12 protein-coding genes are annotated in these 22,352 nt (G+C 71.7%); 7 read left to right on the plus strand and 5 right to left on the minus strand.

The genetic code is table 11. From position 1 onward, the window contains the following. Window positions 1-236 precede the first annotated feature (236 nt). Window positions 237-794, minus strand: a complete 558-nt coding sequence (locus IF47_RS0106615) for a hypothetical protein (protein ID WP_157839924.1) — start codon at window positions 792-794, stop codon at window positions 237-239. Continuing rightward, window positions 791-7,777: an RHS repeat-associated core domain-containing protein gene (locus tag IF47_RS31875; protein ID WP_078591635.1), complete on the minus strand. Its 6,987-nt coding sequence runs from the start codon at window positions 7,775-7,777 to the stop codon at window positions 791-793. The genes IF47_RS0106615 and IF47_RS31875 overlap by 4 nt, the downstream gene beginning before the upstream one ends. A 250-nt stretch (window positions 7,778-8,027) precedes the next feature. Between IF47_RS31875 and IF47_RS0106625 the strand changes: the two genes are divergently transcribed. The 5 genes from IF47_RS0106625 (at window position 8,028) to IF47_RS0106645 (ending at window position 15,579) form a co-directional block, all read left to right on the plus strand. Beyond that, window positions 8,028-11,093, plus strand: coding sequence for a DNRLRE domain-containing protein (locus tag IF47_RS0106625; RefSeq protein ID WP_245641020.1), 3,066 nt, complete (start codon window positions 8,028-8,030; stop codon window positions 11,091-11,093). Window positions 11,094-11,180: 87 nt separating this feature from the next. Continuing rightward, the gene (locus IF47_RS0106630) at window positions 11,181-12,137 is read left to right on the plus strand and encodes a thioredoxin domain-containing protein (protein ID WP_078591610.1); all 957 of its coding nucleotides are present in this window, start codon (window positions 11,181-11,183) and stop codon (window positions 12,135-12,137) included. 220 nt (window positions 12,138-12,357) lie between these two features. Continuing rightward, window positions 12,358-12,828, plus strand: a complete 471-nt coding sequence (locus IF47_RS0106635) for a cation:proton antiporter regulatory subunit (RefSeq protein WP_106982506.1) — start codon at window positions 12,358-12,360, stop codon at window positions 12,826-12,828. A 2-nt stretch (window positions 12,829-12,830) separates the two neighbouring features. After that, entirely contained in the window at window positions 12,831-14,081 is a 1,251-nt protein-coding gene (locus IF47_RS0106640; RefSeq protein WP_051717150.1) for a cation:proton antiporter, read from the plus strand. A 16-nt stretch (window positions 14,082-14,097) separates the two neighbouring features. Further along, window positions 14,098-15,579 (plus strand): FGGY family carbohydrate kinase, encoded by a 1,482-nt coding sequence (locus IF47_RS0106645; protein WP_031507358.1) that lies wholly within the window; start codon window positions 14,098-14,100, stop codon window positions 15,577-15,579. Between the two features lie 19 nt (window positions 15,580-15,598). On the opposite strand, the gene IF47_RS0106650 is transcribed toward IF47_RS0106645, so the two are convergent. Continuing rightward, complete coding sequence (locus IF47_RS0106650; RefSeq protein WP_031507360.1) at window positions 15,599-16,894, minus strand: RNA polymerase sigma factor; 1,296 nt, start codon at window positions 16,892-16,894, stop codon at window positions 15,599-15,601. 160 nt (window positions 16,895-17,054) lie between these two features. Beyond that, a complete protein-coding gene (dnaG, locus tag IF47_RS0106655) occupies window positions 17,055-18,962 on the minus strand; it encodes a DNA primase (RefSeq protein ID WP_031507361.1) in 1,908 nt (635 codons plus the stop codon). A gap of 124 nt (window positions 18,963-19,086) precedes the next feature. On the opposite strand from dnaG, the gene IF47_RS0106660 reads away from it, so the two are divergent. Both IF47_RS0106660 and IF47_RS0106665 read left to right on the plus strand, forming a co-directional pair. Continuing rightward, window positions 19,087-19,629, plus strand: a complete 543-nt coding sequence (locus IF47_RS0106660) for an RNA polymerase sigma factor (RefSeq protein WP_031507363.1) — start codon at window positions 19,087-19,089, stop codon at window positions 19,627-19,629. Window position 19,630: 1 nt separating this feature from the next. Then, a complete protein-coding gene (locus tag IF47_RS0106665) occupies window positions 19,631-20,842 on the plus strand; it encodes a CU044_5270 family protein (RefSeq protein WP_078591611.1) in 1,212 nt (403 codons plus the stop codon). A gap of 87 nt (window positions 20,843-20,929) precedes the next feature. Here IF47_RS0106665 and IF47_RS0106670 read toward each other — a convergent pair whose 3' ends face one another. Beyond that, window positions 20,930-22,192, minus strand: coding sequence for an NAD(P)/FAD-dependent oxidoreductase (locus IF47_RS0106670; protein ID WP_031507365.1), 1,263 nt, complete (start codon window positions 22,190-22,192; stop codon window positions 20,930-20,932). Window positions 22,193-22,352 lie beyond the last annotated feature (160 nt).

Consider the following 22,352-nt stretch of genomic DNA (forward strand, 5'->3'; position numbering starts at 1 on the left):
GCGAAGACCGCCGCCGGGTATGGGAGGACTTCACTTACGAGATGCCTTGCCGACCGTGCCTTATGTGAGCGTCGAGAACTCTCATCCTCACAGGTCACAAGGCACTTCTTCGTTCCCGGCCCTCACCCCGGCAGACGATCACACGGTGGATCCAGGCTCAGTAACCGATCGGTAGGTCCAGAGCGAGGGAGCGACAAGCGCAATTTGCCACGGAAGGCACCCCAAAGGAAATCAGGTCAGGGCATATGCCCTTCCGACACCACTTCCTCAGCCTCCTCCAAGGCTTCGACCGCCATACGCCGCAATTCACCTTGAAGACTCGCAACAGAGCTCCTCAGAAACTCGACAACCTCCTCCGAGGAGTCGGCCAACTGAGGAACAAGGAAGCACACCTCTCGGAAGTACTCCGCATCTCTTCCATCGGCCTCACTGAGGAGATCAGGAAGGATCTCCAGAATCCTTCTCCGGCAGTACGCCTCCACCTCCACCGTGCCTCCGGCCGCACTTGCCCGGAGCCCGGCAGACCTGGCGTTGAGGATCGACTCGAGGAGGTCCACGGCTTCCGGGCTCGGAGTGGCTCCGGACCTCACGTGCTCCGCGATCACGTCAACGCACGGCGCGGCAGCGCTGTACAGCTGTCCCTGATTGGCGACTTCGCAGTAGAGCAGGCCACCGGCACTGCGACGTTCGTCCGCATCCCCATAAAGAAGCCGTTCAAGGTATTCCAGAAGTCGAGGAGCAGGAATGCTCAAAGTCGTCAGGGCATCCCACCCCCATTCTTCTGTCGTTCTCATCCCTGATCGCTCTCCCACTTGGTCCCAGGAGCGAACTGATCGCGCGTGGTCCGACTCTCACACCGTCTGCACACAAGAGCCGCAACCCGTTTCAACGGGCGAATCGGCACGCTGTAGACGATGTTCTCAGGTCTCGCCCCTCTGGCCTCAAGAGCCTTCCGGCAAATGTCTTCCGCGCAGAAATCACTGCCATCACCGGTCCTTTTCAGGCCAACCTCGACCATCCCCGTGCGCCGGTCAACAGCGGCAGATCCCATAGCGTACCGCCGGATCTGGCTCTTACTCATTGTCGCGTGCATCCTGTCGAGTTCAGCGGACAGTGCCTGGTTGGCCCTCTCCGCCGCCTCCTCATAGCTGAGTTCTCCACAGTTGTGGACCAGGAGCGGCGTGGCGCCCGCCAGCGCGTGGTAGGTGTGGATGCCCTCGACGGTGAGGTTGTGGACCGTGGCCTGTTGGGTCCAGGACTCGATGGCGGTGATCTGGACCCAGGTGCCGGAGGAGGTCTGGAGCCACTGGCCGGATTTCAGCTCGTCGGCGTCCAGCCACTCGCCCAGCTCCGGCACCCAGAACGGGTGGCCGTCGGTGGCCACGATCGACGCCGTGGTCGACGTGTCGGAGCCGTCCCGGTCCCCGCGATCGCCGTGGTCGGCGGTGGACGTCGGTGGTGACTGGTCGCCGCCACTGCCGTCCCGGTCGCCCGCGACGACCGCCGACGGGGTCGCCTCGGTGGTGCGGATCGTGACCTTGACCAGGTCCTTGGCTCCATCCCCGAGGATCGTGGCGGTGACCGTCTTGGCCTTGGTCTCGCCCGTCTTCGGGTCGGTGGCCAGCACCTTGTCGCCGACCTTGATCTCCTCGATCGGCTTGCGCGAGCCGTCGGCCATCAGCACCAGGGTGCCGGGCGCGAAACTGTTCGACGTCGGACAGCCACCGCCGTTGGTGACCGCGTCGACGGCGTTGTCCTTGGCCTCCTCCGCCAGTTCGCGCTTGGCCTTCTGTATCCGCTGTTGCGCGGGTTTCTTCTGTTGCGAGGGCTTCGGCTTGGACTTCGGACGACTCCGCGGCGCCGAGCGCGGCTTCGGTTTCGCCTTCCGCGTCGCAGCGCGGCGCGCCTGGGCCTTGCGGGCGGCCGAACGGGCCGCGCGTTGACGGGCCTGGGCGGCGGCCCTGCGCTGGGCCGCCTGCCGCGCCGCGGCACGGCGGGCGGCGGCGCGAGCCGCGGCACGACGGGCGGCGGCGGCCCTGCGGGCGGCGGCGCGACGGGCGGCGGCACGGGCGGCGGCCCTGCGCGCGGCGGCACGGGCGGCAGCGCGACGAGCGGCAGCGCGGGCGGCGGCCTGCGCGGCACGGCGGGCGGCGGCACGAGCCGCGGCACGAGCGGCGGCGCGGATCGCGGCCCGGATCGCGATCCGGGCGACGATGCCGATCAGGATCGGGAAGAACAGGCCCTCCGGGTCGGAGAACGTCGCCGGCGCGTTGTTGGCGTAGGCGTACGGGTTGATCGTCGCCGGATCGCTGTAGTCGACCATCGGGTCGACCGAGATGAACCGCCCGGTGGCCGGGTCGTAGTCCCGGGCCCCCAGTCGGGTCAGGCCGGTGTCCGGGTCCACGGTGCCGCCGACGAAGCCGCGCTGTCCGGGCCAGTCCGCCGGGGCTGTGCCGCGCAGTTCGCCGAACGGCATCAACTGGCGGCGGGTGACGGCCATGCCACTGCCAACCAGGTCCACCAGGATGGTGGACGACCCGTGGTGGTCGGTGAGCATCAACTGCCGTTCGCCGCCGGTCCTGCGCACGGTGGTCGAGCCGTCGGGGTGCTCGTAGAACCGCTCGGCCTTGACCACGCCCGTGGTGTCGTTGGCCGTCAGTTCGGCCTCGCCCAGGTAGAGGGTCTTCGTCCCGTCCGGGCCGGTGCGGATCAATCGCTCGCCGTCCGCGCCGTACAGGTACGAGGTCTCCTTGGTGCCGCCGTCCTCGACGGGCTCGGAGACCTTGACGAGTTGGCCCTCCACATCCCAGGTCAGGGTCTGGGTGTTGCCGCCCCGCTGGCGCTGGGTGGTGTTGCCCGCCCGGTCGTAGGCGAAGGTGTTCAGCCGTTCGCCGGCCGGACCGGTGGAGACGACCTCGGCCAGGGCGTTGGGGCCGCCGATGCCGTCCTTGCCGTACCGGTAGACACGGGTGACGTCCTTGGTGGTGTCTCCGGCCGGGTCGTGCTCGACGAGCTTGGTGCGGTTGCCGGCGTCGTCGTACTCGTAGGTGTGCCAGTAGGGGTTGGCACCACCGACGGTCTCGGCGCTGGGTCCGGTCCGGCACTCGTCGGTCTTCGCCGTCCAGGCGGAGGTCATCCGGCGCAGTCGGTCGTAGGCGAAGCACTGGATGTCGGGTCGGGCGTCGGTGGTGACGGCCTGGCCCGGCGTGCTGGTGATGCGGGTGACGTTGCCCGCCTGGTCGTAGGCGTACCGGACGTCGTCGATGCGGCCGGGGGTGACGGACCGGTCGTAGACGGCGCGGGAGAGCCGCTTGGTGAATTCGTCGAACTCGTAGGAGGCCCAGACCTTCCGTCCGGTCGCGCCGGCCTCGGTGCGCAGCACCTCGCCGAAGGCGGAGTACTCCACGCCGGTGACGTAACTGGCGGCTCCGCCCATGGAGATGGGCAGGTCGTCGCTGTTGTAGCGGAACACCAGGCGCTCGCGGGTGAGGCCGCCCAGGCCGGGCAGTTCCACCCAGGAGAGGTTGCCGGTGGGGGTGTAGTTGTACGTGTAGGTGTAGGTACCGCCGATGAGCCCTTCGCTCTCGGGGATGACGACCCGGGTTCCGGTGGGCCGGTATGCCTTGTCGTAGCCGGTGACCTCGTCGCGGTACTCCTTGCCGCCGTGGTGGCGGATGGCGGCGACGGGCAGGCCCTTGCCAAGGGTGTCGTAGGTCCACTCCAGACGGAGAGGGCCGTCGGGGCCGTCCTCGCGCACGGCGACGGGCCGTCCGCCGTCGTCGTAGGTGGTGTGGAGGGTGTTGCCGCGTGCGTCGGTGGTGGTCACCACGCGGTCGGAGTCGTCGTAGGTGTACCTGGTGGTGCCGCCGTCGGGGTCGGTCACCGAGGTCTGGCGGCCGCGGGTGTCGTAGGTGAAGGTCGTCTCGGCGCCGCCGGGAGCGGTGATCTTCACCAACTGGTCGAGCGCGTCGTAGTGGTAGACGGTGTCGCGCCAGGCGCTGCGGTCCTCCTTGGTGTACTCGCGCACTCGGGAGACGCGGCCCTCGTCGTCGGTGAACGTCGTGGTGACGGTGTCGCCCTCGGGGGGCACCGTGGTGGTGGCGTTGCCGTTGCGCTCGATGGTGGTGCGGTGCTTCTCCTCACCTCGGAAGTAGGCGATCTCGGCGGTGGGCTCGCCCAGGCCGTTGTAGGTGACGCGGGTCTGGGAGGGCACCTCGAAGTCGCCGACGATCAGCAGGCTGGTGGAGGGCTCGGCGGAGTTGAAGTAGCCGTCGTTGGTCTTGAATTCGCGTCCGGCCGAGTCGTAGAAGACGTCGTTGACGATCCGGCCGCCGCCGACGGCCTCGTCCTGGGTCTGTCGGGTGCGCAGCAGGCCGTCGAGGATCTCGTAGGAGACCGCGTAGTCCCCGTTGTCCTTCAGGGTGCGGGTGGTGACGACCGTGGGAGCGTCGTGGCGGATGTCGTAGTCGTAGGTCGCCGAGGGGCTCTGGGTGGCCTTGTCCCGGTCGATCTCCCAGACCTTCAGCAACCGGCCGAGCGGGTCGTACTCCATGTCGGCACGCTTGCCGTTGGCGTCGATCTCGGCGAGCGGCAGGCCGCGCAGCGGGTCGAACTCGACGGTCTCGGTGTGGCCGAGCGGGTCGGTGGTGACGGTCTTCGTCGGGATGGCACCGGTGGCCGGGGTGTAGGTGACGGTGGTCTTGCGGCCCCCGGTGTCCCAGGTGGCGATCTCGCGGCCGTGGACGTCGTACTCGGTGCGGTCGATGGTGATGTGCCCACTGCCGTCGGCGTCGAGCTCCCGTACCTCGGTGACCAGGCCCTTCGTCGGGGCCTCGCCGTAGGCCTGGCCGTCGTAGAGGGTGCGGGTGTCGTCCAGGACGGTGGCGCCGGCGGTGCCGCAGCCGCCCGCGATGGTGACCTCGCGGATCTCGGTGTCGATGATGTGCTTGTCGGTGTTGCGGGCGTAGGTGGTGGTGGTGCAGCGCCTGGTGCCGCCGGTGGTGGTCTCGTCGACGGTGAGGGGCAGGCCGTACGCGTCGTAGGTGGTGGTCTCGGTGGAGCGCAGCCAGGTGTCGCCGTCGCCGCGTTCGCGGGTGCGGGTGGTGGCCGGGCGCACCATGTACGCCTCCAGGGCGGTGGTGCCCTCCCGCGCGCGGGAGGCGGTCCTCTTCGCCCAGGGGGTGAAGGTGGTGGCGTTCTCCACCGGTCCGCCGTCAAAGGCGTAGGTGATCTCCTCGCGGAGCTGGCCCTGGTACTGGGGCTCGTCGGCGACGGTGTTGCCCTCGGAGTCGGCGACGGTGACGCTGCGCTTGCCGCCGTCGGGCAGCCTGTCGCCGTTCATGCCGCGGAAGTAACGGTGTTCGGTGAGCTGCTTGACGTCGTCGCCGGCGCCGATGCGGGTGCGGACCCTTTCGTAACCGCGGTACTGACTCCACGTGCGGTGCTTGGCCTCGGCGAACTCGCTGTCGTCGTAGGCCCAGGCCGCGCCGCCGAGGTACTCGTAGGAGGTGACCTTCGGCGGGGCGTCGGTGACGTGGTCCTCCTCACGGACCTCCGTCACCACGTACTTGTGGAACCAGTCCTTCACCGGTTCCCAGGCGCCCTCGGGCGTCCAGTGTTGCGGGTAGCAGCGCATGGTGTTGCCGTGCGGGGAGGACGGCATCCGCTTGGGCTCCAGAGCCCGGCAGTCACGCCCCGAGTAGGTGACGGCGATGGTGCCGCCGGTCTCGGTGTCGATGGCGTTCACGCGGTAGCGGGAGAAGGGCGGCAGGCCCTCGAGGCCGTCGACGCGGTTGTCCATCTGGACGCCTCGGAAGGAGACCGCGGGCATCGAGGCGGTGCTGCCGTCGGCGGCGTGCCCGGTGCGGGTGACGGACTTCAGCCACAGGGAGGGGGAGGTGCCGTCTCCGGTGTCGGGGAAGGACTGTTCCAGCTTCCAGGAGTCGACGGTCTTCAGCGCGGTGCCGACGAGCACCCGGGTGTCGATCCTCACCAGGCGCTTGGTGGACCAGAACGTCGGAGAGTGCTTGTCCTTGCAGCTCTCGCCCGCCCTGCACTCCCGGTCCAGCGGGACGTCCGGCCAGTGCTTGGCGTTGGCGGCGGTCCGCTTGGACTCGGCGCAGTCGAAGGAGGCGTCGGGCAGGCAGCGCTCGGCGACGGTGAAGTCCACCCGGCCTGCGGGCTGGGCGGTGAAGAGGGTGTCGGAGCGCTGGCCGTAGTCGATGCGATCGAGGTGGGTGGCGCGGGTGTAGGAGACGCCGTCGGTCTTGTTCTCGGCGCCGTAGCGGTTGGTCTCCTTCGCCCACCACAGAGTCATGGCGTCGCCGTGCGTGTCGACGACGTAGTCGAGGTTCCAGCGCCAGGCCTGGGCGCAACCGGAATCGGCGAAGGTGCTCGCGTGACAGGGCTCGCCGGGGTGGTTGCCGTAGACCCGGACGGTGGCGGCGGAGTTGGTGGTGGTGCCGGCCGGGGCGCCGGGCAGCTTGTTCAGACCGAAGTGGTACCGGGTGCCGTCGGTGGTGGTCAGGACCCAGTACTCGCCGTCCTCGGTGCCGTTGTCGGCGCCGGTCTTCCGCTCCAGGCGGGAACCGTCGTCGTCGGCGAGCCGCCAGGTGCCGGTGGCGTCGTCCTTGACCAGCTCGCCGGAGTTGCCGCCGAGGGAGATGAGGACCTGGTCGGAGCCCCAGCACAGGTCGCCGGTCTTGGTGGTGTTGTTGGCGCCCTTGCCCTGGTCGTCGGAGCAGCTGCGGTAGCGGCGCTCGATGAAGCCGGGTTCGTAGTCCCAACCTTCGGCGATCCAGGAGGACTGGGCGTTGGTGGAGGCGGTGCGGCCGTCCACGGACTGGGAGGAGTACGAGAGCGCCACCTCGGGCTGGGGACCGCCGGGGACCTCGGGGGCCTCGATCGGGTAGGTCCAGGAGAAGCCGCCCGAGGAGCTGCCGGCCATCCAGGAACCGGACGGCGACAGCGGGGTGGCGGTGTAGGAGCCGGAGGAGCCGGAGGCGGAGGCGACGGCGGCCAGCACCGTCGGCCGGGCCGCGGAGGCGGACAGCTCCACCTCGGCGGTGACGGTCTGCTCCACGGGGTCGTTGACGCTGCGCAGGGCCCTCGTCCCGCGGCAGTCCTTCCTGTCGGGGGCGGTCAGCGCGCAGGACGGAAGCTGGACGAGGGTGAGGCGGGACCCCCAGTCTCCGCCGAAGAAGTGGCCGAACGAGGAGTAGTCGAGTTCCACTCCGACCCGGCCGGACGCGGCGTTCCCGCCATTCAGGAGGCTGCCGCCGGAAGCAGGGGTGACGGCGAGGAGTACGCCGTCCACACCGGCGCGGCGGGCGGCCGCCGGGTCCTTGACCTCGATGCGGGCCAGCTCTCCGACGCGGGCGCGTCCGCCGTCCTCCGTGGCGGTCTTCGCGCCCTTCGCCGCGTCGCTCCCCGGGGAGTCGACGGGTCGCAGGGCGACGGGAACCCCCCTGCTCTCCTCCAGCGAGCGGTCACCAGGGCGTGTGGGGTCCACGGGCCTCAGCAGGTCCTCCCCGCCGTTCCCACCGGCGGAGTCGTCCGCCCGGACCGGGACCACCTCGGAGCCGGAGTGCCAGGCTCCGACCGGCGGACGCCAGTCGCGGGCGGCGCCGTCCCGGCGTGTCGCGTTCCTCGGCTCGTACTCCTTGCCCGGGACCGAGCGCTCGTGCTTGAGCTCGGGCGGGTCGCTCTTCAGGGCCGCCGCCTCGGCCACGTCGGCTTGGGGCAACAAGGTCACCAACATGGCCAGGAAAGTCACCATCGACACCGAACGCCGCCAGTGTCCGAGGTGCTTGAGTTCCCAGAGGAAACGTGCCGCGCCCGCCCCCACCCGTGCCCCCAAAAGGTAAAGATCTTGTGATCATCGGCACGCTAGAACGGCGGAGCACTTTCTGACAACCTTTTCGGACCCTCTGTGATCGAAGAACGACCTCGGGGCGGATGGTTCGTCAACTGTCATCCTGTGCATGCTTGTTGACGTGTCATCGGCGAGACAGGAGTAAAGCCTTCCCATGTCCGACATGCGTTTCCGGCGGCCGGTGCGGCACAGACCGCGCGGCCGCGCGGCACTGGCGGCCCTGCTGATCGGCGCCTCGCTCGGCTTCCTGCCGTCCGTGCCCACCCAGGCGTCACAGGGGGGCACCACCGACTCCTCCGACTCGGTCTCGGCCGAGGAACAGGCGCTGGACCAGGCCGCCCGCAGCGGCAAGGCGAAGGAAGTCACCGTCCTGCGCACCGAGAACAGCGAGGTGCACGCCCAACCCGACGGCACCCTGCGCCTGACCCAGCACGCCCAACCCGTGCGGGTGCGCCGCGACGGCGATTGGGTCCCGGTGGACACCACGCTCACCGAGACGGACGGCCGAATCGCTCCCAAGGCCGCCACCGGCGGCGTCACCTTCTCCGCGGGGGGCGAGGGGGCGCTGGTGAAGATGGCGGACCAGGGCCGGAGCCTGGCCCTGACCTGGCCCGAGCCACTGCCCGAACCGGTGCTGGAGGGCAGCGTCGCCCGCTACCCCGACGTCCTGCCCGGCGTCGACCTGGCGTTGGCCGCCGACATCGACGGGTTCTCCCAGGCCCTGATCGTCAAGACGCCGCAGGCCGCGCGCAGCGCCAAGCTGCGCGAGGTGTCCTTCGGCCTGAAGGTCGACGGGCTCACCGTACGCGCCGACGAGGAGACGGGCGCGCTGACGGCGAAGAACCCGGCCGGACAGACGGTGTTCGCCACCTCCACCGCCCGCATGTGGGACTCCTCCGCCGAGAAGGCGGCCAAGGAGGGACCGGCCGCATTCAACGCTTTCAAGAGGTACGGACTCCTCTCCTCCGAGCCCGCGGCCGACCTGTCCGCCACGACGGGCGACGGTCTCGGTCCCGGCGCCCGCAGCGCCGAGGTGGGGCTGAAGGTGTCGGATCGCGCCCTCTCCCTCACCCCCGACCAGGAGTTGCTGACCTCGCCGGACACCGTCTTCCCGATCTACATCGACCCGCGTTTCACCGGCAGCCTCGAGGCCTGGACCACCGCGTACAAGCCCTACCCGAACACCTCCTACTGGAACGGCGCGGGATGGGGCACCGCCGGCAAGTACGCGCGGGTGGGGTACGAATCCGAAGACGGCGGAACCGCACGGTCATTCTTCCGGTTGGGCTCCAGGGACTTGGCCGACGTGCAGGTGCTGGACGCCCAGTTCAAGATCACCATGACCCACTCGTGGTCCTGCTCCCCCCGCCCGGTCGAGCTGTGGCTGACCGGGGGGATCAGCTCCGCCACCACCTGGAACAATCAGCCCGCCTGGAAGACGAGGCTCGACACCCTCAACGCCGCTCACGGCAACGAGGCCCGCGGCTGCGCCGACAAGAGCGTCGACTTCGACGCCACCGCGGCCGCCCGCGAGGCCGCGTCCAAGAAGTGGAGCCACATCACCTTCGGGCTGCGGGCGAGCAGTGAGACCGACACCTTCGGCTGGAAGCGGTTCGCCCCCAACCCCACGCTCATCGTCGACTACAACCGGAGGCCGAAGGCACCCTGGAACCTGGACACCTCCCCCAGCACCCACAACGGCGTCGACTGCGGCCACACCGCGCCGAAGGTCTGGTTGGGCAACACCGACGTGAGACTGACGGCCTACGCCTCCGACCCCGACGGCGGCGACGTACGGGTCCAGTTCCACCTGTGGGCCACCGGCAAGCGCCATGAGGCCCCCGGTCTGCTCTTCGTCGGAATGGTGCGGGTCTCCTCGCGCAGCACCGGCACCTACGCGCACGTCACCATCCCCAAGGAGCTGCTGGCCAGACACGTCGACGCGGCCGGCGGGAGCTTCTCCTGGAAGGCCAAGGCGCTGGACGACCACTCCTCCTCGGCCTGGATGCCCGCGGGCACCGCCGAGTGCCGGTTCGGCTTCGACCCGCAGCGGCCCACCGAGCTGCCCACGGTCAGCTCCGTCGAGTACCCGGACGGCACCGATGGCACTCAGGGTGCCCCGGCCCGCACCCCGGGCACCTTCACCCTGGGCAGCGGCGGCATCTCCGACGTGGTCGAGTACCGCTACGGCCTGGACCAGTATCCGCCGACCTCTTCCGCCAAGCCCGCCACCGCGGGCGGTTCGGTGGACATCACCCTCACCCCCACCAGTACAGGGCCCCACACCCTGTACGTGCAGAGCGTCGACCACGCGGGCAACGTCTCCGACACCCTGCGGTACACCTTCTACGCGACGAGCCGGGGCATCACCGACGAGCCCGGTGACCTCAACGGCGACGGCAACCCCGACTTCTACGCCATCGACGGCTCCGGCAACCTGCTGCTGTATCCGGGCGACGGCTCCGGAGGCCACGCGCCCGGGGTCGATGTCTCCACCACCGGTGACTGGACCGGATCACTGATCACACAGCGCGGCGACTGGACCTCCGACGGCTACTTCGACCTGGTCGCCCGGCGCACCGACGGCAGGCTGTGGCTCTACCCGAACGACGGGCTCGGCCACATATCCGACGAAACCCGGCAGGAGATCCTGCAGTTCACCAACGAGGAGGACTCCCAGTACATCGACCCCGCCGCCATCGACCAGCTCGTCGCCGTCGGGGACCTCAGCCACGACACCGAGCAGTCCACCACGGACTTCCTGGCCGTCATCGGCGATCGGCTGTGGTACCTGCCCGGGTACGAGAACGGATTCCTGGACCTGCCGTACCTCATCGGCGACAGCGGCTGGGCGGACACCACACTGGTCTCCCCCGGCGACCTGGACGGCGACGGCCACCCCGACCTGCTGGTCCGCGACAGGACCACCGGGGAGCTGTGGCTCCACCGCGGACGGCCGGACGCCGCGGACGCCACCCTCACCGATCCGGTCTCCCTGGGGGATCGCGGTGGTCGCGTCCTGTACGGGACGGGCTGGTCCCCCGCCGACCGTCCGCTGATCACCGCGTCCGGCGACGCCGACGGCGACGGGATCACCGACCTGTGGAGCACCGATGCCTCCGGCCGTCTGCTCCACCTGCCCGGCGGCCGGGACGCGGCCGGCGCTCCCCGAGTCGTGGGCTCCAGCGGATGGCAGGCCATCACGGCCCTGTCCTCCTGACCGTCCTCCCGCCCGTCCCGCCCGGGGTCCGCCCCGGGCGGGACGGGTCCGTCCCCGGCTTCCACCCGCATCCGGAGAGTCACCGTCATGAACACCCAGAACCACCGGCACGACGGACGGCCGACAACCACCTGCCGCGCGGTCGAGGCCGCCCCCGGCACGGCCGCGGGCACCACCGGGACGACCGCCCGGGAGCGGTTGCGTGCCGAACGGGAGCGGCAGGCCAGACGCTCCCGATTGCGCCGCCGACTCGGCGTGGGGGCCGCCTCGGCGGCGGTCCTGGCGGCCGCCGCCGGCACCGGCGTCCTCCTGACGCACGGGGGCGACGGCGGCCGGGGCGACAACAGCGACTGGTCCGCCGCCGCGGAGGTGGCCGAGGAGGGCGGCAGCGCCGGACCGTACGCGCGGTACGAAGCGCCCGGGCACACCCGGGGCGAGGGTGGTGTCGACATCCTGATCGGTGAGGAGAGCGCCGGACACACCCTCACCCTCTACGAGGACCTCCGGTGCCCGGTCTGCGCATCCTTCGAGCAGGCCAACGGCGAGAGGATCCGCCGGGACGTCGAGGCCGGCAGGTACCGGACCGAGTACGTCTTCGGCGCCTTCCTCGACGAGCGTGCCGGCATCGAGGGCACCGGTTCGAAGAACGCGCTCAGCGCGCTCGGCGCCGCGCTGGACGTGAGCCCCTCCGCGTTCCTCGCGTACAAGGAGGTGCTCTTCTCCGCCGACCGCCACCCCGAGGAGACGTCGGACGAGTTCGCCGACGACCGGCATCTGGTCGCCCTCGCCCGGGAGGTTCCGGAACTCAAGGGTCACAAGGGATTCGAGAAGGCCGTCCTGGAAGGCCGCTTCGACCCCTGGGCCGTGCGGGTCGCGGCGAAGTTCGACGCGGCCGAGGACGTCACCGGCACCCCGACCGTCGAACTCGACGGCGAGCGGATCCGGGGCAAGGGCGGTGGGGTGCCGCCCATGGACCCCGAGGAGTTCGGCCGGCTCGTCGAAGCCGTGCTGGACGGGAGTGCGCCGGCGGAGAAGGGGAACTGAGGGAACGCTGAGGAAGGGGGCGCCGCCGGGTGCGCCGCCTTCTCCGGTCGCGTCCGGGGGCGAGGAACCGGCCCGGTGGAGTCGCGCGGTCCCACGCGCGTTCGCGCCGTCGCCGTCCGGGCGCTTCGTGAGAAACTGACCGGCGCTTCACTCGCACGGGCTCTCCGTCGCCGCCGTCGGCTCCAGGGCCCACCCGACCCGCTTCCCACGGGAGAGAGCCTTGCCCATGAAACGCACGCCGCTTCCGGGTGTCGGCGTCCAGTACGACGTCACCACCCACTCCGGGCAGCACCTGTCCGTCGTCGTCCACCAGGACGGGCGGCGCTTCCTCGGGTTCTACTCGGACGACGACCCCGACGGCTGCCAGGCGTCCTTCAAGCTCGACCCCGACGAGGCGGCGGCGCTCGCCGCGCTGATCGCCCCCGACAAGGGGCCGGACCTGGCCGTGGGCGAACTGGACCTGGCCACCGAGCGCATCCCGGTCAGCACCAAGTCCCCTTACCGCGGGCGGCCGTTGGGCGACACCCGCGCCCGCACCCGCACCGGGGCGTCCATCGTCGCGGTGCTGCGTCGCACCGCCCCGCACCCCGCGCCCGGTCCGGACTTCCGGCTCGAGGCCGGGGACATCCTCGTGGTCGTGGGCACCCGCGAGGGCGTCGACGAACTCGCCCAGATCATCACGGGGGGCTGAGTATGCACGACACCACCATGTTGCTCATCGAACTGGGCGCCATCATCCTCGGTCTCGGTCTCATCGGGAGGTTCGCCGGGCGGGTCGGGCTGTCCGCGATCCCCCTGTACCTGCTGGTCGGACTCGCCTTCGGCCAGGGCGGGTTCCTGCCGCTCAGCGCCAGCGAGGAGTTCGTGGCGATCGGCGCCGAGATCGGTGTGATCCTGCTGCTGCTCCTGCTGGGCCTGGAGTACAGCGCCTCGGAACTCGTCGACAACCTCAAGACGCAGTACCCGTCCGGGCTGGTGGACTTCGTCCTCAACGCCACCCCCGGAGCCGTCGCGGCCCTGATCATGGGCTGGGGTCCGGTGGCCGCCGTGGCCCTGGCCGGTGTCACCTGGATCTCCTCCTCCGGCGTCATCGCCAAGGTCCTCACCGACCTGGGCCGGCTCGGCAACCGCGAGACCCCCGTCATCCTCGGCGTCCTCGTCATGGAGGACCTGGCGATGGCCGTCTACCTGCCGCTGCTGACCACCCTGCTGGCCGGGGTCGGCCTGGCGGGCGGCAGCATCAGCCTGATCATCGCGCTGGGCACGGTGGGGCTGGTCCTGTACCTGGCGCTGCGCCACGGGCGTCTGATCAGCAAGTCGGTCTCCTCCGACAACCCGGAGCTGCTGCTGCTGGTGGTGCTCGGGCTGACCCTGCTGATCGCCGGCATCGCCCAGCGGCTGCACGTCTCCGCCGCCGTCGGCGCGTTCCTCGTGGGCATCGCCCTGTCCGGGGAGGTCGCCGAGAACACCCACCGGCTGTTCGCGCCGCTGCGGGACCTGTTCGCGGCCGTCTTCTTCGTGTTCTTCGGCCTGTCCACCAACCCGGCCAACATCCCGCCCGTGCTGGTCCCGGCGCTGCTCCTGGCGGCGGTGACCGTCGTCACCAAGGTGCTCACCGGCTGGTACGCGGCGCAGCGCGCCGGCATCTCCCCGCGCGGACGGCTCCGCGCGGGCGGCGCCCTGGTGGCGCGCGGCGAGTTCTCCATCGTCATCGCCGGGCTGGCCGCCGGGGTCTCCGCCGAGATCAGGCCGCTGGCCACCGCCTACGTCCTGCTGCTGGTGGTCGTCGGTCCGCTCGCCGCCCGCTGGACCGAGCCCCTGGTCCGCACCTTCTTCCCGCAGGTGCTGCGCCCGACGCCGGAGAGGAGCGCGCGGACGCCGGTGGACACGCAGGCCGCCGTCGCCCCCGAACCGGAGGGGTTGCGGCCTCCCGGCGTCCCGTGAGGCATCATGTCCCACCATGGGGATAGTCGCCGGTCTGGACAGTTCGTCCGAGTACACCCGCATCGTCATCTGTGACACCGACACCGGTGCCGTCATCAGACAGGGACACGCTCCGCACCCCGTGCCGGAGGGCTCGGACGGCGGGGACGGCGGAGACGGCGCGGCCCCGAGCACGGGCAGGCGCACCGAGATCGACCCGCAGTCCTGGCTGCTCTCGATCGGCGACGCGGCGGCCGGCGGACTGCTGGAGGGCGTCCAGGCGATCGGCGTCTCCGCCCAACAGCACGGGCTGGTCGCGCTCGACGAGACCGGCGCCCCGGTGCGTCCCGCGCTGGTCGGCAACGACAAGCGGGCCCAGACCGCCGCCGCCGACCTCGTGGACGCCCTCGGCGGACGCGAGGCGTGGGCGCAGGCGGTCGGGGTCGTGCCGCAGGCGGCCCAGCCGGTGACGAAGCTGCGTTGGCTGGCCCGGCAGGAGCCGGAGACGGCGCGGCGCGTGGCCGAGGTGCTCCAGCCGCACGACTGGCTGGTGTGGCAGTTGCTGGGACGTCCCGCCCGACGCACCACCGACCGCGGGGACGCCTCGGGGACCGGCTACTGGTCGGCGGCGACCGAGTCCTGGCGGCCCGACCTGGCGGAGTTGGCGCTCGGCCGACCGGTGCGGCTGCCGGAGGTGACCGGCCCGGCCGAGGCCGCCGGGCAGACCCCGGAGGGACTGCTGATCTCGGCCGGCACGGGCGAGACGATGGCCGCCGCCTTCGGGTTGGGGGTCGGCATCGGGGACGCGGTGGTCTCCCTCGGGGCGTCCGGTTCGGTCTTCTCGGTCCACCACCAGGCGCTGGTGGAGCCGACCGGCATGATCACCTCGCTCGCCGACGCCACCGGCATGCACCTGCCGGTGGTGTACACGCTCAACGCCGTGCGGGCGCTGCGCGGCGCCGCCGACCTGCTCGGCACGGACCTGGAGGGGCTGTCGGCGCTGGCGCTGAAGTCCACGCCGGGCTCGTACGGGCTGGTGCTGCTGCCCTATCTGGAGGGCGAGCGCACCCCCGACCTGCCGCACACCGCGGGCACCCTGGCCGGGCTGCGACGGGAGAGCATGAAGCCGGAGCACCTGGCGCGCGCCGCGTTCGAGGGGATGCTGTGCGGGCTCGCGGACGCCCTGGACGTGTTGCGGGGCAGGGGGGTGGCGGTCAACCGGATCTTCCTGCTGGGGCCCGCCGCCGAACTCCCGGCCGTCCAGGCGATCGCCCCGTCCCTGTTGGGGGCGCAGGTGGTGGTCCCGCAACCGGCGGACTACACGGCGCTGGGCGCCGCCCGCCAGGCCGCCTGGGCGCTGGGGGTGGCCCAGGGCACCCTCTCGCCGCAGCAGCCTCCGCTCTGGCCCGCGCCCGCCGGGCAGGTCTTCGAGCCGGGCGAGGAACTGGCGGTGGGCCAGGCGGTGCGGCAGCAGTACGTGACCGTGCGGGAGCAGACGCACCCGGGGGCGTTCGGCTGAGACGGGGCGAGGCGGGGTCTCAGTCCAGGTAGCCCCTGAGCTGGTCCGCGTACGCGTGGTCGCGGAGCTTGCCGAGGGTCTTGGACTCGATCTGGCGGATGCGTTCGCGGGTGACGCCGAAGAGTCGGCCGATCTCCTCCAGCGTGCGGGGACGGCCGTCGTCGAGGCCGTAGCGGAGCTGGACGACCTTGCGTTCGCGCTCGCCGAGGGTGGACAGGACCGCCTCCAGGTGCTCGCGCAGCAACAGGAAGGCGGCGGACTCCACGGGCGAGGGGGCGTCGCCGTCCTCGATCAGGTCGCCGAGGTGGACGTCCTCCTCCTCGCCCACCGGCGCGTGCAGCGACACCGGGTCCTGGGCGAGGCGCAGCACCTCGCCCACCCGCTCCCCCGTCAGGCCGAGGTGGGCCGCGACCTCCTCGGGGGTGGGCTCGTAGCCGCGCTCCTGGAGGATGCGGCGCTGGACGCGGACGACGCGGTTGATCAGCTCGACGACGTGGACCGGGACCCGGATGGTGCGGGCCTGGTCGGCCAGTGCCCGTGACATCGCCTGGCGTATCCACCAGGTGGCGTAGGTGGAGAACTTGTAGCCCCGCGTGTAGTCGAACTTCTCCACGGCCCGGATCAGGCCCAGGTTGCCCTCCTGGACCAGGTCGAGCATGGTCAGTCCGCGGCCGACGTACCGTTTGGCGACGGAGACCACCAGTCGGAGGTTGGCCTCGATGAGCCGGCGCTTGGCCATCCGTCCCATGACCACCAGCCGGTCGAGGTCGAGGGCCAGCCGCTCGTCGAGGTCGGGGGTGCGGCCGAGCTTCTCCTCGGCGAACAGGCCCGCCTCGACTCGTCGGGCGAGCTCCACCTCCTCGGCGGCCGACAGCAGGGGGATGCGGCCGATCTCCCGGAGGTACTGGCGGAAGAGGTCGGCGGAGGGGCCGACGCCCTCGGTCCGCGCCGGCGGTGGGACGAAGGGCGGTTCGGCGACCGCTCGGAGGGCGTCCTCCCCGTCATCCCCTCCTTCCGGGACTTCTTCCGGGAGGGCCTCGGGGTGGTCGGCGGGCAGGGCGGCCAGGTCCGTGACGGTCGGGACGGGCGGAGGGGCCGAGGCGTTCGGAGCGGACGGGGGCGCGGTTGCGGTGGGGGCGGCGAGCTCCGCGCCGGCCAGGGTCCGGGTCTGCACGGGGGTGGCCTCCAAGCTGATCGCTTCGGGTTCGGGGGCGACACGCGAGACGAGGGCGGACGCGGCCACGCCGCCGTCCGTCCCGGGCGGGTGAGCGGCTCCGGGGACTTCCGGGGGTTCGCGCTCCGAGGACTCAGACACCGCTTCCAGTGTGGGGTACGACACACTCCGGCCACGAGGGTCGTGCACCCGGTTTTTGACGTCCAATCGTGACCGGGCGCGTGCGGAGCGCCACGGAAGGGACCGCCGGGCCGGCGTGGGACGAGGCTCGCCACCGTTCGGCCCCGGTCTCGGCCCGGCCTCAGCCCCAGAGCGCGGCGGCGCCGCGGTCGCGCAGGGAGCGGCCGTACCGCTCCAGCGTCCACAGGTGTTCGGCGACGGCCTCCTGGCCCTCGTCGCCGCTGTTGACCAGGCGTTCGAAGGTGCTGCGCAGGTCGGCGATCCTGCGGTTGACCGCCTCCAGGCGCACCTTGACCAGGAACTCCCCGGCGTATGCCGCGTCGGGTTCGCGGGGGGTGCGCGGCGGCTCGACGCTCAACTCGGTGATGAGCGACCGCACCGTGTCGTCCGGGGCCGCGTCGCGTACCCGCGCGAGGTACTCCCCGTCGGCCCGCTCCACTCCCCCGGCCTTCTCGATCGCCTCGCGCACCGCCACGTAGGGAGAGGCGGTGAACTCGTCGGAGCCGTAGGCGTCGAAGAGCGGGGAGACCAGGTGCGGGTACTGCAGGGCCAGCTTGAGCAGTTCGCGTTCGGCCAGCCGCTGGGGCGTGCGCAGGTCGAGCCGGGGGCCGCGCGGAGCCGGTCCGGACGGCGGCTGCGGCACGGGCGGGCCCGCGGGGCGGCGCTGCGGGGCGCCGGGGCCGGCGGCGCGGCGCTCGCGCTCCCAGCGGGCGAGCTGCCCCACCCGCCGCACGACGAACTCGGTGTCGAGGATGCCCAGCAGCCCGGCCAACCGGACCGCGTACTGGTGCTGGATCGCGCCGTCCTTGATCCGGGCGACGATCGGCGCGGCCTCCTCCAGGGCGGCGGCGCGGCCCTCGGCGGTGTCCAGGTTGTGCCGTTCGGTGCCCGAGCGGATGGCGAACTCGAAGAGCGGGGAGCGGCCCTCCACCAAGCCCCGCACCGCCTCGTCACCCTGGGCGAGCCGCAGTTCGCACGGGTCCATGCCGCCGGGGGTGATGGCGATGGAGGTGCGGGCGGCGAACTTCTGGTCGTCCTCGAAGGCGCGCAGGGCGGCCTTCTGCCCGGCCGCGTCGCCGTCGAAGGTGAAGACGACCTCCGAGCGGGAGTTGTCCATCAGCAGCCGCCGCAGGATCTTGACGTGCTCGCCGCCGAAGGCGGTGCCGCAGGTGGCGATGGCGTCGGTCACCCCGGCCAGGTGGCAGGCCATCACGTCCGTGTAGCCCTCGACGACCACCGCCCGACCCGTCTTCGCGATCTCCCGTTTGGCCAGGTCGATGCCGTACAGCACCTGGGACTTGCGGTAGATCGCCGTCTCGGGGGTGTTGAGGTACTTCGGCCCGTTGTCGTCCTCGCGCAGCTTGCGGGCGCCGAAGCCGACGACCTCGCCGGTGATGTCGCGGATGGGCCACATCAGCCGGCCGCGGAAGCGGTCGATGGGCCGCCCGTTGCGGCTCTCCTGGGCGAGCCCGGCGAGGATCAGCTCCTTGTCGCTGAAGCCCTTGCCGCGCAGGAAGCGGGTGAGGTGGTCCCAGCCGGCCGGGGCGTAGCCGACGCCGAAGTGCGCGGCGGCGTCCGCGTCGAAGCCGCGCTCGGCGAGGAAGCGGCGGCCGATCTCGGCCTCGGGCGAGTCGAGCCGCTCGACGTAGAACGCGGCGGCGGCCTTGTGGGCCTGGACCAGTCGGATGCGCTCGCCCTGCTGGCGTCCGGGCGCGTAACCGCCCTCCTCGTAACGCAGGGTGATCCCGGCCTGGGAGGCGAGCCGTTCGACGGCCTCGGAGAAGGAGAGGTGGTCCACCTTCATCACGAAGTCGAGGGTGTCGCCGCCGGCCTGGCAGCCGAAGCAGTGGTAGAGACCCTTGCTCGGGCTGACGTGGAAGGAGGGGGACTTCTCGTCGTGGAAGGGGCACAGGCCCTTGAGGTTGCCCCCACCGGCCGGGCGGAGCTGGAGGTACTCGGAGACGACGGCGTCGAGCGGGACCGCGTCCCGCACGGCCTTCACGTCCTCGTCGTTGATCCTGCCGGCCATGGTGTGAAGTCTAGGCCGCCCTCGAAGGCCCCGCCCCACGGGCGTCGGCGGGCCCCTCTGTAACGATCGACCGTCCCGCACCACTACTCGGTGTAAGGCACCCGGAGGAACGGAGGTGCGGCCGGTGTCCGACGACGCGGCACGCTTCACCAGCATGTACGACGCCTGCCGACAGCGCGTGTGGGCTTACGTCGTGAGCCGTGCGGGACGGCAGGTGGCCGAGGAGGTGGTGAGCGAGACGTTCGCCGTGGCGTGGCGCCGGTTCGGCGACGTGCCGCAGCCGCCCCTGCCGTGGCTGCTCGCCGTGGCGCGCAACGTCCTGCGCGACACCGTGCGGGCCGAGGTCCGTCGGTCCTCGCTCGCCGCGGAACTGCGGGAGTGGGCCGAGTCGGCGGAGGACGACATCGCCGAGGAGGTGGCCGACCGGATGGCGCTGCGCCGCGCGCTGGCCTCGTTGAGCGAGGAGGACCGCGAGGTCCTCGTCCTCGCCGCGTGGCAGGGGCTGAGTCCGCGGGAGGCCGCGCGGGTCGTCGGCTGCTCCGCCGCCGCGATGCGGGTGCGGCTGCACCGGGCCCGAAGACGGCTGACCCGGGCCGCCGAGGGCGGCACGGCACCGGTACGTTCCGTCGCGCCCCTCCGGGTGCGGACCGCAGGAGAGGATGCGTGAGATGAAGCACGACGTCATGCGGCGGTTGGCCGCGGCACGCCCCGGCCACCTCGACCCCGACCGTCCGGTGGATCCCGAGGTGCGGGCCCGGGAGCTCGACCGGGCGATGCTCCTGACCGAGACCGCCGGCGCCCCGGAGTCGGTCTCGGTCGCGGAGCCGGCCCCTAAGTCGGCGCGACGCCCCCTGTGGCGCTCCCACCGGGTGTGGGGCACGGCCCTGACCGCCACGGCGGCGGCGGTGGCCGCGGCGGTGATCGTCTCCGGCACGCCCGGCGCGGAGGGGGTGCGCCCCGGCGGCACGGACGCCGCGCGGGAGACGTTCGCCCACTCCCGGGTGCTGATGGCGGCGGCCTCCAAACTGGAGCGCGCCTCGGACGTGTCGGGCGCGTACTGGTACCAGGAGGTGCGCTCGGGCTCTCTGTCGGACGTCTCCGGCAAGGACTACACGGTCGACGTCCGGCACATGTCGAGGGTGTGGGTCGCCGCCGGCAACAGCGAGCACTGGTCCCAGCTCTTCGAACTCGGCGCCCGGCCCGCGAGCCCGGCCGACGAGGAGGCCTGGCGCGCCGACGGATCGCCGAAGAAGTGGGACATCACACCCCCCGACGCACCGGCCGACGCGGACCGGCAGATCGTCCATCACCAGGGCGCGGGCCTGCTCCAGGCCGACGCGCCGGGCGGCACCGGGGACGTCGGGGACGCCGGGCAGATCAGCCTGGCCGAGCTGGCCAAGCTGTCCCCCGAGCCCGAGAAGCTCCGCACCCAGCTCAAGGCGCTGGTCGATCGGCACTACAACGCCCCGCGGCGCATCCTCGACACGCAACTGTTCAACACCGTCGTCTACGTCGCCTTCAGCTCGCCCGCCGAGCCCGAGCTGCGCGCCGCCGCGTACCGGTTGCTGGCGACCCTGCCCGGGGTGCGGGACCTCGGCGAGGCCGAGACCCACGACGGACGGACCGGGAGGGCGATCGCGATCAAGCCCCGGACGGTCGTGCCCGACAGGACCGTCGACTTCGAGCGGCGGCTGTTCTTCGATCCGGAGACCGGGATGCCCATGGCCAGTGAGACCGTGACGACCAAGGCACACGACGGCCACGAGGCGGGAGAACTCACGGGTTACTCGGTCGTCACCGAGATGACCTGGACAGACGAGAAGCCCCCGTTCGACGAGGACTTCATCGACCACGAGCCCGAGCCGGCCGACAAGCGCTGAGGCCCTCTCGGCTCCCACCACTCCCGCCCTGTCCGCGCCCGCGCGCCGACGGGGCGGTGTGGCGTGTCGCCGCGCGTGGTGGCCGGGTCAGTCGCCGGCCAGGTCGTCCAGGGGCACCGAGGGGTCGGCCAGTTTCTCCGGGTCCGTCCGGCGGCCGGAGCGCACCAGCCGCTGGATCGGATCGGTGACGTCCCGGACGTTGGCGTTCAGCCCGGCCAGCACCCTCTCCTCGTGCAGCCAGAACGCGACGAACTCCCGCTTGCCGACGTCGCCGCGGACCACCATCTGGTCGTAGGAGCCCGGGGGCGCCCAGCCGGAGTACTCCATGCTCATGCCGTACTGGTCGGAGAAGAAGTACGGGATCCGGTCGTGGACCACCTCCTGCCCGAGCATGGCGCGGGCGGCGGCCGGCCCGCCGTGCAGCGCGTTGGCCCAGTGTTCGACGCGCAGCCGGGTGTCGAACAGCGGGTGGTGGAAGGCGGCGACGTCGCCGGCGGCGTGGATGTGCGGGTCGGAGGTGCGCAGGGAGGCGTCCACGGCGATGCCCCCGATGGACTCCTCGGCCAGTTCCAGCCCGGCGGTCCGGGCCAGCGAGATCCGGGGCGCGGCCCCGATGGCGGCGAGCACGGTGTGGGCCGGGTGTTCGTCGCCGTCCTCGGTGCGGACGGCGAGGACCTGGCTGTCCTGCCCGACGATCTCGGTGATCCGGGTGCCGAAGCGGAAGCGGACGCCGTGCTCGCGGTGGAGGTCGGCGAGGATCTCGCCCATCTCCGGTCCGAGGGCGGAGTGCAGGGGGGTGGGCAGCGTTTCGATGACGGTGACCTCGGCGCCGTAGGTGCGGGCGGCGGCGGCCACCTCCAGGCCGATCCAGCCCGCCCCGGCGACGACCAGGTGCCCGTTGTCGCGACCGAGTCCGGCCAGGACGCCGCGGAGCCGGTCGGCGTGGGCGAGGCGGCGCAGGTGGTGCACGCCGGCCAGGTCGGTGCCGGGGACGTCCAGGCGCCGGGGCTCGGCTCCGGTGGCCAGCAGCAGGGCGTCGTAGTGGACGCGGGCGCCGTCGCCAAGTTCCACCGTCCGGGTGTCGCGGTCGAGGCGGACGGCGGGCTGGCCGAGGTGGAGTTCGACCTCCGCCCGGGCGTACCAGGCGGGTTCGTGAACGAAGACGCTTCCCCGTTCGGCGGTGCCGGCGAGGTAGTCCTTGGAGAGGGCGGGCCGCTCGTAGGGGTGGTCGCGTTCGTCGCCGATCAGGATGACGCGGCCGGTGAACCCCTCGGCTCTCAAGGTCTCGGCCGCCTTCGCCCCGGCCAGACCGCCGCCGACGATGACGAACGTGCGATGTGCGTCGACCACGTGCTCCTCCTCGCTGCGCTGCCCCCCTACCGGTTTGCGTCCCCGTGAGCGTGCCGCACCGACCGCTTCGCCGGAAAGAGGCGATGGTGGCCGGTTCGGGTGTGTTGCGGCGGCGTTGTCCCCCTGGGGCTTCCCACGGGTCCTTCCCATCCGACGTCCC

It is taken from the genome of Streptomyces megasporus (assembly GCF_000718985.1).
GTDB lineage: Bacteria > Actinomycetota > Actinomycetes > Streptomycetales > Streptomycetaceae > Streptomyces > Streptomyces megasporus.